This window comes from Paucibacter sp. XJ19-41, from assembly GCF_028462495.1.
Taxonomy (GTDB): Bacteria; Pseudomonadota; Gammaproteobacteria; order Burkholderiales; family Burkholderiaceae_C; genus Roseateles_E.
Genome location: NZ_JAQOWX010000143.1, coordinates 1 through 12,882, shown reverse-complemented (window position 1 = coordinate 12,882; position 12,882 = coordinate 1). Strand labels below are relative to the sequence as shown.

The following is a 12,882-nucleotide window of genomic DNA, read 5'->3' as shown; positions in this document are numbered from 1 at the left end:
CCATCATTCTCCTGGTTGATGGACTTCGCTACCTTTACGCTGGTACGCCTGGGAGGGGGCAGGTCAGTACAACACCATCAGAGTTTGACGTTCACAGATGGGGGCCCGCATTGCATGCAACGTCAGCGACCGGGCACGGCATCTTGACTCGGGCCTGATCGAACGACCGCTGCTTGGCGCTTGGCTGACGCTCTAGTCCGAAGGCCGTGCGACTGTTCCCAACCCGTTGGCGTCAGCTGCTGGCCGACGTAGCGGTCATTCGGCCGCAGAACTTGCGCCTTTGCCAACGAGCCGTTTCAAGCGCTGTCGACATCGTCGGCTTCGCTTACGCTGGAACGCGCCCGGTGGCGGGGATCCGGGGGGGCGACTGGTCCGATCGTGAAGTCGCCTCCTTACTCGCTCGGGCCTTCGACGCTCGGCGTCATCCAGCGGTCGCAAGTCGAGTTCAGGCAGGCTTCGCCGGACATGTCTGGTTACTCCCTTCCTCAGGCCGCGGACTCCCGAACGTTCCCGGATACTGCTTGCGATAGTCATCCAGCAGGACTTCCCAGGCGACCAGGAATGGCTTGCGCCACTCCCAATAGTCCCAGCCCGGGAGAAGCTCGTGCCTTCTGCTTTCAACAAGGTTCTGTAGGCAGGCGAACCGACGCGATGCAGATGGATGAGTCGTCGACTGCACGCATTCGATCTCGTCGCAAAAGTCTATGGCGCGCAATGCGAACTCGACGCCTCCAAAAACGCTGAACATGCCTCGCAACGAGTCTTCAGGCAGCTGGCCGCCGAGTTGCGCCGCGTGCGACTGCGCCTGCCGAAGGATGTCCATGGCGTGGCAGTCGGCGCGAAGCTCTTCGTTCCAGGACGGGACTTGATCCTCCGGAACCTGCTCCCCTGCAAGCGCCTCCGGCGAGGCCGCCTGGAAGATCGCGACGTCTGTGGTGTGGACGACCTCGTGCAGCAGGATCCAGAGCTCTGCGTAGTCGGCGAAGGTGAGAGCGAGATTCCTGGCGGGCTGAGGGCAGGCGTCCAGGTCGTGCACCAGCGCATCGAGGTGCTGCGTACTCAACTTGGGCCGGAGATAGGAGATGGCCGTCGCAACCTGGGCATTGTGGGCAGACGCTTCTTCCGCCGACAGGCCGGCGGTCGTCCGATAGGTGAAGCGCGGCGGGTTCCAGGTCATGATCCTGCCGGCGGCCGAAGCAAGCAGCCGCCACACCCAGAACATGAGGCGCGCGTCAACTACGACAAGCTGGATCGCGCCCGAACACGTGCGGCACTTCCCTGTGAAGGCGCGTGCCTGCGCGCCGGGGAGTTCCGCGACACGAACGGAGAGGCCATGGGGGAACGCCTGCCGGGCCGTCGGAGCGAGGCGATCGAGAGTCTGCATGAGGTGCTCGTGCATGAGCGCATGGTCGGTGCCGTTCACCTCTCTCAACCACGCCAGGTAGTGCGCTTCAGTGGCCTGCCGACAGCATTCCATCCGGCCTCCCCTTGGTGAAAGGTTGGTCAAGCACTTGAACTCGCAAGGCGCGGCTGATTGCCGCACCCGGGCCGTCACCTCGACAGCATAACTCTGCCGTTCCTGCGAAGCTTGAGTCATGGGTCGCTCCGACATCAAGGCCGGTCAAGCCTGTACACCGACCTATAACGGCCCTCCGACCGCACGCTCCGCACTACGCCATGCACGCGCTTGAGCGGGGGGAATGGAACTCAATATGGCGCAGGCATCCTGACCGTTGGATCGCCAAGCAGCACGAGGGCTTGGCGATCACTGGCCATCAGCTTGCTGCGCAAGGCGCGCTCGATGGCGCCCGGCACGAGGTCGTCGTGGTCACGCAGCGCGTCGGCATGGTCCATGAGCAGGCCCGCTACGGCGCGGACGTAGCTCTGGAGCACCATTCCGAGTGGTCGGCGAGAAACACCATGCAGTTCTCGCGAGAACGCATTTACCAGCGGGGAAGCGAGGATCTGGTTTGTCTCGGGGTCGCGAAGGGTCCAGTCGAAGGTGGGTTCGACGTGCCCGATGAAGGCCCTCAATGGCGTTGGTGCGCTCAACAGAGCCTGCGGCAAGGGCGCCACCTGGTCACCAGCCCCGGCGACCGCGGTCAGTGTGCGGTCAAGGCTGGTATAGGGCGTGAGGATGCCGGCGAACTCGCTTACCGCCGCGCTACCCGCCGAGCAACATGCGTGGGCGTACCAGATACAGCCGCCCGGATTCCAAGCCGCCAGTGCCGTCAGATCTAACAGACGGCGCTCCTGATCCACCGGCAGGCCTAGTTGCTGCCGGAGCTTCAGCGGGTTGTCCAACGGATAGGTAGCGCCATGGCTCGAGGTCATTACGAAGGCCGGTCGCCGTTCCACGAGCGCACCGATCAACGACGCGCTCCGGGCAGCCTCCGCAACGAGATGTCCCCCATCGAGCGCGAACTCGCCCTGCGGGTCGCTCCGCAACGCAGCAGCCAGCTTGTCAGCCAGCGACGTTCGCATCAGCCTCGTGATGTCCGGGTGGGCATGATCGACCGCCCAGACTACTGGCGTGGCGCGCTGTACCGCACATCTCGACCACTCGTCGAGCAGGTGCTCGATGTAGTTTTCCAGTGCTGCGCCCGACAGGGCAATGCGACCTACGAAGGCCTCCGTCTGCAGCCGATACTGGACGCGCCACGGAATGGCTGCAGGCGACGCGGCAATCAGCAGGTAGTGCGGCACCTTGAGGCCTACCACACCGCGCTCACCCGACACCCGGAGGTCGGCTGCCGGTCGGTCGGTGAAGTAGCGTCGCAAGCGACCATCCCGAACGTCGGGGCGCCAGCGCAGGACGGGGGCCTGGCCCCGCTCGGCCACGAGCTTCTGCAAAGCCAGCGGCAAGTCTCTGCCGAGGGCCTTCTCGCCATCGGGGACCGCGTCGTCGTCGGGCACGACCAAGCCCCACCCGACGTCGGGCTGCCGCCAGTCGGCCAAGTCGAGTTCCGGCCCAGCCAGGTCTTGCGGAGGGGCTGGCCCCGCGCGGGCGGCCCACGACCTGGCATACCCCAGGTCGAGCATGCTCTCGGCCTGCTCTCCGAACCAGGCGTTGCTGTACAGAGGGCTGGACCAGATCCCGCTCACCGGAACTCCCCGTTCACGTCCGGCCATGCGGACTCGGGAATGTCGGCCAGCATCGCTTTCATGACCTGGAGCCTGCCCGCCTCGTCAAGCGTCTCGCGAATGTTCTTCAGCCAGGCCACTGCCATATCGATGGCCAGGCGCTGCTTGGTACTCAAAGTCGCCTGTGCCTTGACCAGCCGCATCGGGTCGACACTCTGTACGTAGAGCACGGGTACAGCCCATTCGTGCGAGCCGGCGTCGTCGTCCACATCTTCGGCCTCATGTGCGTCACGTATGGCGGCGCGACCTTCCCGCACGATAGGCGCCATCTCGAATTCGATGGTTGCGCCGACAGGACTGCTGTCCAGCGCGGCCAATGCGAGGCGCAGATCTCGCAGCAGCGCGCGGTACAAGGCCTCGCCGAAGGCGTGGGCGTCGCGCGCACCAATGGGGTCGATCATGGCTATCGACGAGGCAAAGCCGTAAGTTACCGCCTGGTGCGCAATCGAAAGGTCGTTGCCGCCGCCATCGGCGCCGTGGCAGCAGTTCAGCGTGAGCAGCCAGGGATTGGGAAGTAGCCTCGCGATGCCGCGTACGTCCTCCGCCCGCAGTCGCACCGATCCTTGGCCGTTGTCACTCGCCATGTCAGAAGCCGTGGCCAGCTCCAGCGATTGGCTCCCATCTTTTGCACCTGGCCGGCCATGCGCGAAGAGGTGTAGCACGTGGGGCGCAAAGGCGATGATGTCCTGTACGACCATCGATCGCTTGGGTGCCACGCCACCGAGCGAGATGCCCTCGATGCCGCTTTCGATGTCGGCCTGCACAACAGTCCGCGTTGCCGCGTCGCCCGTGAGAACCAGGACTTCGACAGCGAGGCCAGCAGCACGAGCTTCGGTCATCGCCTTGCGCAGCATGCGCCATTCGTTGTGCTGGTTGTGGATCCCATAGGCCGAGATGATCGCCAGCAGGCGCAGCGTGTCGGGCATTGCTCGCGGCTCGCTGCCCTTCCCATTGCCTGCTGCGCTGATCCGGCCCATCGGTGAACGCGCGTCCAGGGCCATGAACTGGTCCTTGGCATTGCACAGCGTTTCCCACGGTATGGACTCGACCTCGCCGAGGTCTACGCGGATGTACAGCGGCTCCGAGTGCGCCTCATTCAGGCTGGCCAAGTGGTCTAGAACGGGCGCGATGCCGGGGTGGGCAGCCAAAGCATCGTGCAGTTGACGGCCGCACTCGCGCGTGACCGAGGGCGGCTCCCACGCCGGCGGCCTGGACGGCCTGGGCGTCAGCGGCCGAAACTTCAGCGCCACCGGTTCCAGCGCGCGTGAACTCTGCTCGGCCTTGGCGATGAAGGGTTCCGCGCCGGTGACGGGATCCGGCACGTCGTAGGTGCTGATGGCCAAGATCGTCCTCATGGCAGCTCGCCCCGCTGCTTCGCCAGCGCCGCCACGGCACCGCGCAAGGTCTGGAGTGTGTCGCTCAGATCATCCGCCATTTGCTCGGCCATGCCGCCCGGCATCAGTTCGTCACGTGCGAGTTTCTGGTACTGGAGCTGCCACGCTTCGGCCAGTCGCTCGGTGCTGGAGACCCACGCGTTGCCATTCTGGCTCGCTTGCCACATGGCATCCGTCGGAAGCTGCCGTTCGGCCGCGGCCACGTAGAGCGCCTGCTGCGGATTGCGGGCCGTCGCTTCAAGCAGGGCGACCGGGCCCAGCGACTCGACCACCACATTGGCGGCGCCTCTCAGGCCACGGCTCACCAAAGACAGCGTGTTATGCACCAAGTAGGGCTGACAGTATAGGAACAGGGACTGGGATTGCGGCGGTTGCTGTGGAGGCGGGCCGAACAGGAAGCGGTAACCATCGGCAATCGCGCTGCCACTGGGGTCCAGGTGATGGTCGTGCATCATCATCGGTCCCGGACGGCTTTGCGCGACTTCGTCGGCCAGAGCCCGTAGTCCTTCAGCCGAATCGTCGGCGAGCAACTCGAAGCAGGTCGCCCAGGCACCGATTTGCGTCATGAAAGTCTGCAGTTCCAGGAGGCCGACCGGCCCGGCCAGGTAGTCATCGCTGCGCCCCAGGGGAGACTGGGCGAACAGCAAGGTACCTCTGTCTTTCGCAAGGCGGCTGTAGCAGCAAAAGTGCACCACATCCACCGCGCGTGGCCGCAGCGTTTGGCGCATCCAAAGCAACCAGGGAGAACGCAGCAGACCTGCGTGGTCGAGCACGCGCGAACCCAGGTCAGACTGCACGAAAGGCGCGGCCTCCTGCGGGTCATGGATCACCACCTGCCCGGACTTGAGCACGCGTTTCCAGCGCACACGGAGTTCCGGTAGCAACTCCGCGTCAGCGAATACGTGCACTCGCGTGGGTCGTGGCGACCCTACCAGGAGCGCTTGCATCGTGATATCAACGGCCCGGTGGACATAAACATGTTCCCAACCCAGCGGCGCGCTGGCACACAGCGCGACCTCCAAAGCGGCCGATGCCTCGCGAGGCGGGGGGAAGATGAAATCGGGGAGCATCAGCACCGGCACGTTCAGGTAAGGGATCAGTTCCCGTTCCCATGCCAGCCACCGGAGCGCTCCGTACGGCTTCACCATATGGATCCACAGCGGACGTTGTATCGCGCCGACGTGCCGCACTGCGTACTGCAACTCTTCCTTGAAGCGATCAGGGAGGCAAGGCCACGGAGGCGCACCCTCCCCGCGCCTTCGCCGTTTGGGGACCTCTAGGCGTAGTTCGTCGGCGTCGAACAGCCACACATGCAGGTCGGCCAGTTTCCCGTCGCGACGACCCTGCAAAGTGATGCGCACCGATGCACTCAGGTCGGGTTGCTCGTCCGTCCCCCGCTGCACCTTAAGCACGAGGATGTCGTGCTGCTGCTTGAGCTGTTCGGCCATGGGCGAGTCAGGCCAGCTGGGTCTCGTGGGCCGTGGCGAGCTGCATGCTCAGCCACCAGGTCTCTGGATGACTGATGTCGCCATGGCCGTCGATGGTGCGTGTGCCATTGATGGCCCGTAGCGGGCCGCGACGCTCGAAGTTGTAAGACACGCCCACGTCCTCGATCACCTGGAACTCAGCGCCCGACGCCTGGGCCCCGAAGCCGCCCATCGCGGCATAGTGGCTTGGCGTGCTGCCATCGCCCGCGTACTGCAGTTCTCCTGGATCGCTGCTGCGACGAAGGGCAATGTGGTACAGACGTGTCAGCGGTACGTCATTGGCGCTGTAGGTTGCGCAGATGGGCTGCTTCACGCGAAGCAAGGCGCTGTGAAAACCGCCGGGCCCGATTTCGTCCGGTACTTCGCGAGCGAAGGCGTACTGCGACACCGCCGGTTGCAGCAGCAGCACAGACTCAACGCCACGGGTTCCGTCAGGCTGGGCGCACAAGGCCGTCATCACCACCTTGCAACCGTACGAGTGCCCGAGCAGGTGAATGCGCGCATCTGGCGCGGCGTCAAGCAGCGCCTGGAGCAGCGGGGCAACTCCCTCGTGGCCCACCACGCCGGCGCGGTCCTTCATCTGCCACACGGTGAACGGCTTGACCACGTGCCGAGGATCGAGCACCTTGAGCTTCGAGAGCACATCGTGCCAACCCGCCGCCGATGGTCCGGCACCGCCCGTCGCGCTGCCGACCTTACCGACATCATCCTCGCCAGGCTCAGGCGTAGCGAGCGCGGCGGCGGCGGCCAGCAGATCGTCGGCTGTCCGGGTGCCCGCACCGGCCTCATCGTCGACGGGAATGGCCGAGGCCAGCAGTTCGGCCAATTCCGCAGCTTCCGCGGCACTTACGGAGCTCGCGCTGGCTAGCTCATGGAAGCGCGTGCGGTGCGAAACCGGAAGTGCCTCCGCCACGTCGCGCAACAGGCGTTGTTCGGCCTCGGCGGCAGCTTCCAGGCTTTGCGGGCTGGCTGATGCAAAGCCAGGACCGACCTCGGATTCGAACCAGGTCAGTGTCTGGCTGGGCCAGAAGACTCCGACGAGCAGCGGCTTGAAGTTCGGCGGAAATTCGAGTGCGCCTTCGCGGTGCAGGGCCTGGACACCCACGATGAACGACTCGTATAGGGCCGTAGCCGCGCTCCAGTCGTTGTTCCAGCCGTGGGAAAAAAGGAAGATGTCCGTATGCTGTGTAGCGTTGCCCAGCAGGTGCTCCCGGGTGTGCGGTCCTTCGCATATACCGCTCTTGTCGAACGGAATGACGTAGTAAGGCACATCCCCTGCATCGACCGAGCTGATGACACGATAGGGGCCGGCGGGTAGGACACTGGGCATGATGTTTGGCGAGTCCGCTGTTGCAGAAGCAGTACACATTGCAGCCGAGAGCTCGCTGTGTCAACACCAATCGATAGGAGCAGTCCATGGCGACATTGCAGGGTCCGGGCGCACACAGTGACGGCGATCTGGAGGAGGCCTTCAAGCTTCTAATGTCCTCGGAGGATCGGGACGCCATCGCCCGGCTGATTGCGACGCAGCCACTTGTGCACGACCCGCGGTTCCATTCGTTCCTCAGGCAACGGCGTCTGCAACTCGACGAAGCCGAGAAATTGATGCCCGGCTTCAGTGAGCTGTTCCTGGAGCGCCACGACGCGCTGTTCACCATGCTGCACATGCGAGCCTACGCCCGGAAGGGCGCTGCTGCGGTTCCTGGGTCGCAGACGCCCGCGGCCGCAGCATGTGCACGCGCGCCGGAGCTCATGGTTGCGATCCTGAACGCCTGCAGTGCGGCCGGCGGTGGCCTCCCGTCCGAGGATGGTCCGACGCACGTGCTGCCAGAGGACCAGCCTGCCCTGGAAGAGGAGCTGCGAACACTGCTGCCTGCAGGGGCGCCGGATTGGCCCGCATGGGCGCCGCGCGCGGGCGGCCTGTTCGGCCTGCTGTTGCTGGGTTGCGTGGCATGCCGCAAGCCCCGTTTGGCCCTGCGCGCATGGGCTGTGGACGACGAGGCGGACCGAGGCTGGCGGGACGAATTGTTGGGCGGGCGCCTCAATGCCGATGCCTGCCCTCACTGCGGCAGCATGCTCGCCTGGCCAGCGCGCATCTGGGCGGCCCAGTCATCGCAGCCGCTGGATCCGCTGGCGACCCTGTCCTGCCTCTTCCGGCTAAGCGGGCGCGAGCGCATCTATCTGCCGCCACCGGAGACCGCGCGTGATCCCGCGCTCGACCGGGTGATGGAGGCACGGCTGGATATCCTTGGCCGTCAGCTAGGGCCCGACTGGTCGCTCGGCGAGGCCACCGGTTCCGGCGTCTACTCCGAGGGCATTGCCTACGGCATCAATGACCTGCGCCGCCGCCTTGACGACATCAAGGGTCGGTCTCCTTCGGACATCTCGTACGAGGACATGGTCCGGCAGATTGTCCATCGCCTGCGCGAGGGAGAGCTCTCGTTCTGGGATGCCGAGGCCTTCCTCACCCAAATTGCCAGCACCGCCATGGCGCAATGGCCGGTCATCCTGGCAGAGGGGGGTGAGCCGGTCGAGGTGCTGGTTCGGCGCCTCGTGCTCGAGTCCTGCCTTCGCGCCCAAGGTGCAACAGGCGCGGCACTGTGCGGGGCTGCGGCGAGTGTCGTGCAAGCCTACTGCGCGCTGGGCCAGGTGGCGCTGGCAGAGATGAGCCTTGCGCGGGCGCACGACCTGCTGGCGGAGCACCGAGGCGGTGACCTCGGCCCGCAGCTTTCAGTGCTCATGGCGCAGGAGTCCCTTCACATCGCGCGAGGTGGATTCGCTGACGCGGCTCGCGTGCGTGAAGAAATCCGCCAACTGCGCGCTGCTGCGGACGCCGCCACGGCAACCGCAGACGTGATGCTGGCGATGAACCAAGCCCTCTTCGTGCTGCAGAACGGTGACCTCCCTGCCGCGCTGATCGCGCTCAGGCAAGCGCTGTCGGATTTCGAGCGGCTGGAGCGTGAACGCCACGACGCGGCCGATCAGCCCGGCATGCTTGCGGCTCGCCAAGGGCGCAGCGGCTGCGTGGCAAACCTCGGTTGCCTCAAGGCCGAGGCTGCGGTGGGCCTGGAACTGCTGCGGCAGCTCACGGCGGCTGAGGGCGACTTTTCGCTGTTGCCGGCTGATTCGATTCGACAGCTCCAGCGCTTCGGCAACCCCGGGCGTACTAAGGCGGTGCTGCGCACCCTGCTCTTGAACTGGGCCCAGACGCAAGCGCCGGCATCTGCTCTTGCATCGCGCCAGGAAGCGGAGGCCGACCTGCGTCTGGCCATCGCCTTGGCCACCGAGACCGGGCAAAGCGAGTACCTTGGGATTCAGCACCTTCAACTGGCTCGGCTGCTGCGTGAATCGGGTCGCGTTGAAGAGGCATATCCCCTGTTGCCGCTGGCGCTTCGCCATGCCACCAGCGCCGGCGACCAGCAGCATGTGGCAGCAGCTGCACGAGAACTGGCGAGCTGCGCTGCGGAGCGCGGTGACCGCTCGGGCGAACTGGATGCGCTGGAGACATTGATGCGCAGCGAGATCCGCGCAGTCATCGAGGGGCGTTCAGATGCGCGCGAGCTGTCGCACACGGCGGCCCTTTCGATCCACACCGTCTGCGCGGACGGTGTACCCACCGAGGACATCGCTCGGGCCATCGTCCTCGCGGAGAGCGGCAAGCGGGTGGCGCTGGCCAGGTCCATGCGTTTGGGCACCGCATGGTTACCGAAGGCCGGCGCCGCGTCGAGTCAGCTCGCAACCCTGTTGGATGAGCGCGATGAACTTCGGCAAGGCGCTCTGTGGGCGTCGACGGCGGACGGCAGTGCAGAGCGCTCCGCGCGGCTGCACGAACTGGAGGCATTGATCCATGCCGAGCGAGTGGCCCTGGCGCAGCGTGACCCGCGCTACGCGGCGTGGCATGACGCCACGTGGGCCGGCCTGACAGCCGTCCCGGCAGTGCGGCGCGCGCTGGCTGCCCTGGGCCCGCACACGACCTGGGTCGGCTTACTCGTAGAGGCAGGCACGGCCTACGCCTACGCGCTTTGGGCCGACGGTGCTGCCGCGTGCGCACACCCGGCCGAAGGCAATGCGGCCAATTGGCTGCCACAATTGCTCGACGGGCTGGCTCTGCGATTCGCACAGCTGCGGCCCGACGATGTGGTGTTGATCTCGCCCAGCGCTGAATTGGAGGACATCTCATGGGCTGAGCTGCCCATGGAAGGCGCGCCGCTGGTCGAGCGGGTAGCTCTGTCGGTAGTCCCCGGCGTGGGCGTGCTCGAGGTGTGCGCAGCCCGCGCCAAGCGAACGTGGAAGACTGCGGCGTGCCTGGGCGCGCCGCATCGGCCAAACCTTCCTTTCCTGGATGCCGCACGAAAGGAAGTGGAGCGAGTGGCTGCCGACCTCGATGCAGCCGGCATGGCGGTCAAGGGACCGTTCGTCGGCCTTCAGGCCAACATCGGCACCCTCGCGGAAATCGTCGAAGGCTGTGACCTGGTGCACCTCGCCTGCCACGGCGAGCTGACCGCAGGTGGCGGTGTGGACCTGATGCTCGCACCGAACCTAATCGAGGGGGACAGCGGGATTCTGGGTGGCGATACCGTGGTGTCTGCAATTCGCCTAGCCGATGGCGCCTTGGTGGTCTTGGCCGCGTGTTCGTCGGCCAGCGCGGGCGCGTCGTCACGCTTCGTAGAGCCCGGTCAGGTTCCCGCATGGTTGATCGCAGGCGCCGGGACCGTGCTGGCCTGCCTGCGCCCGATCGAAGACGATGCAGCGCGGCGCCTCCATGCTTCGTTCTATGGAAACCTGTTCGCGGGTGTCCACGCTGCAGTGGCCCTGGCCCGATCGCAGCGAGAGGCCGCGCGCGGTAATCTTGGTCCGGAACTAGTCGATCCTCGGCAATGGGGCGCCTATGCGCTCTTTGGTGCGTAGTCTTCGATCCATCATCACCGCTTGCAGGTGCAGGTGCAGGTGCAGGCGGAGGAGCAGGCGGAGGAGCAGGCCCGTGGTGATGTCATGCCTAGCGTAGGCTAGGCGGCGTCGGTGAACCGCGAGCTCAGTTATCAGTCCTCGAACTTGCGGCGCGCATGCACAAGGCATCCCGCCTCATCACGCTCACCGAACTTGAGGACGGGCTCGTAGCCCTTGTAGTGGTCACATACGAGGGTGCCGTTCTAGCCGGCCAGGAACGCGGCCGGATACCGTGCAGCGGCCACTATTGGCGAAAGTTCCACTTCGCTCGCATCTAATCCTTGGATTTAGATGATCTACGTCGTCTTGCTGTGACGGCGTCGAGAACCGATTTTGTGGAAGGCAGTCGATGAAGCTGCGAAAGTTTTGGTGTCAGTTCAGGAAGAGCCATGAGAACTTCCTGTAAGGAGACCTTGGAGCCCGAGACAACCGCGACGCGTGATGAGAATAACGAGCTAATGGCCGCAGCGTAGGCCTCGTCTCGGCCGGCCCAATCAACCCGGGTTGACTTCCCGGCTCTGATCCGAGGGAGCAGTGCATTCGCTGAATCGAGCCACGCCCTGTCATTCCGGTACAGCCAAGCAAACGCATCAGGAGCACGAAGTCGAATCTGTTTGACACCCAGATGCCCAAACTTCTCGACGAGGTGACTCCACCTACGGCGGGCCAGCTTGCGGGCAAGCATTTCACGCGCCTCATGCCACTGCCGCTGTAAATCAGGCGTGGTGCGAAGCACCCGGGTGACTGTCTCAACCGAAACTTCGTAACGCTCTGCCACCAGTGTCTTTTCAATCCCGCCGCGCAAAGCGCTGACCATCGACCTTCTGAGCTCGTCTACGAGCTTCTTGGGTCGCCCCTTGCTGCATACGCCGAGCTTGGACAGCCAGGCCTGTCCGGTATGGGGGTCGACTCCGACGGCTCTTGCTGCGGAGCTCGGGGCAGCCCCGTTTTCGACCAACGCGTAGAAACGAACCTGCGCAGGATTGCCTGGCATGTCCGCTGCTGTCTCGGGCGGATCTTGCGAGCCGGCGCACAACTCCTCTGCGGCGGAGGCGGTCCCCCGCTGAAAGCAATCCTGAAAACGGCTCCAGCTGCCGAATACCAAACCTATGACTGCGAGGACCTTCGCAGGGTGCTTCACTCCCGATCGCTCCGCCATCGCCTTGCGGAGTAGGTTTACTGCTTGATCGGCGTTCAGGCGCAGAGCACCGAGGTCCGGCGCGCTCGCAACCAGTGCGAGGTGGCGCTCAAGAGCAGATCCGATCGACCTCGCTTTCAACTTCCCCGAGCGGCCAACATGTCCGGCACTCTCGAGTGAGTCTTGGAAGACGCTTCGCAGCCGGCATCGGTCGGCAAGATAGGCGGCTGGCATCGTCGATAAAGCTTGCGCATCGATAGACATGCGCGTCAGCATCTGCCAATGCGTGTCTGGAAGCGCACGCCGATCGATCAGCGAAACGAATCCGCAGTATCGATCATCCGGCAGTACCCACTGGAAGCGCCTCGAGCCGTTCACCTTCGGCGCCGCGACTTCAAGGGCCTGGCCATGAAGATGGCATCTCCAGACTCCCGGCAGTTGGTGCGCCAAGTGCCAGTAGGCAACCTGGTGGTCTCTTTGATCTTCTATGCGACATGCGGGGCAAGACTTCAGCGGATGATTTGCCCGCAAGCGAGCCGCGGGTAAACCAAGCAGCATCTTGAGAGGCCCCAGCTTGGGGCCGCAGACCGCATCGATTGCAGCTCTAACGACTTCCTCGCGATGGAATGGCAGGTAATACCTGAGGTGGGTACGCTCCGCCGCGATCAGGTGATGTCCCACGAGGTGGTGTAAGTTCTTGAGCGAGGCGTATCCGTCCGGCCAAGTCATCTTGACCCTGGACGAAGTGCGATTCAGGCCGACGGCTTCCAGC

The 12,882-nt window shown here is 64.9% G+C and carries 7 protein-coding genes and 1 pseudogene; 1 reads left to right on the top strand and 7 read right to left on the bottom strand.

All coding sequences use genetic code 11. From position 1 onward, the window contains the following. Positions 1-445: 445 nt before the first annotated feature. The 5 genes from PO768_RS25115 to PO768_RS25095 all read right to left on the bottom strand — a co-directional run bounded on the left by PO768_RS25115 (position 446) and on the right by PO768_RS25095 (position 7,295). Positions 446-1,597 (bottom strand): hypothetical protein, encoded by a 1,152-nt coding sequence (locus tag PO768_RS25115; RefSeq protein ID WP_272648224.1) that lies wholly within the window; start codon positions 1,595-1,597, stop codon positions 446-448. A gap of 110 nt (positions 1,598-1,707) precedes the next feature. Continuing rightward, a complete protein-coding gene (locus PO768_RS25110) occupies positions 1,708-3,132 on the bottom strand; it encodes a hypothetical protein (protein ID WP_272648223.1) in 1,425 nt (474 codons plus the stop codon). Beyond that, complete coding sequence (locus PO768_RS25105; RefSeq protein ID WP_272648222.1) at positions 3,102-4,487, bottom strand: CHAT domain-containing protein; 1,386 nt, start codon at positions 4,485-4,487, stop codon at positions 3,102-3,104. The genes PO768_RS25110 and PO768_RS25105 overlap by 31 nt, the downstream gene beginning before the upstream one ends. A gap of 8 nt (positions 4,488-4,495) precedes the next feature. Next, on the bottom strand, positions 4,496-5,986 hold the full coding sequence (locus PO768_RS25100) for a hypothetical protein (protein WP_272648221.1): 1,491 nt from the start codon (positions 5,984-5,986) through the stop codon (positions 4,496-4,498). Positions 5,987-5,993: 7 nt separating this feature from the next. After that, entirely contained in the window at positions 5,994-7,295 is a 1,302-nt protein-coding gene (locus PO768_RS25095; RefSeq protein ID WP_272648220.1) for an alpha/beta fold hydrolase, read from the bottom strand. A gap of 146 nt (positions 7,296-7,441) precedes the next feature. On the opposite strand from PO768_RS25095, the gene PO768_RS25090 reads away from it, so the two are divergent. Beyond that, entirely contained in the window at positions 7,442-10,933 is a 3,492-nt protein-coding gene (locus PO768_RS25090; RefSeq protein ID WP_272648219.1) for a CHAT domain-containing protein, read from the top strand. A 131-nt stretch (positions 10,934-11,064) separates the two neighbouring features. On the opposite strand, the pseudogene PO768_RS29355 reads toward PO768_RS25090, so the two are convergent. Both PO768_RS29355 and PO768_RS25085 read right to left on the bottom strand, forming a co-directional pair. Continuing rightward, positions 11,065-11,163: pseudogene (locus PO768_RS29355) on the bottom strand (IS66 family transposase); the annotation flags it as partial. An 83-nt stretch (positions 11,164-11,246) separates the two neighbouring features. Then, a partial coding sequence (locus PO768_RS25085; RefSeq protein ID WP_272648218.1) for a TnsD family Tn7-like transposition protein occupies positions 11,247-12,882 on the bottom strand: 1,636 nt, incomplete at its 5' end.

Coding starts and splice junctions, on each gene's coding strand:
- PO768_RS25115 (WP_272648224.1), bottom strand. CDS start 1,597: ATGACTCAAGCTTCGCAGGAACGGCAGAGTTATGCTGTCGAGGTGACG.
- PO768_RS25110 (WP_272648223.1), bottom strand. CDS start 3,132: ATGGCCGGACGTGAACGGGGAGTTCCGGTGAGCGGGATCTGGTCCAGC.
- PO768_RS25100 (WP_272648221.1), bottom strand. CDS start 5,986: ATGGCCGAACAGCTCAAGCAGCAGCACGACATCCTCGTGCTTAAGGTG.
- PO768_RS25090 (WP_272648219.1), top strand. CDS start 7,442: ATGGCGACATTGCAGGGTCCGGGCGCACACAGTGACGGCGATCTGGAG.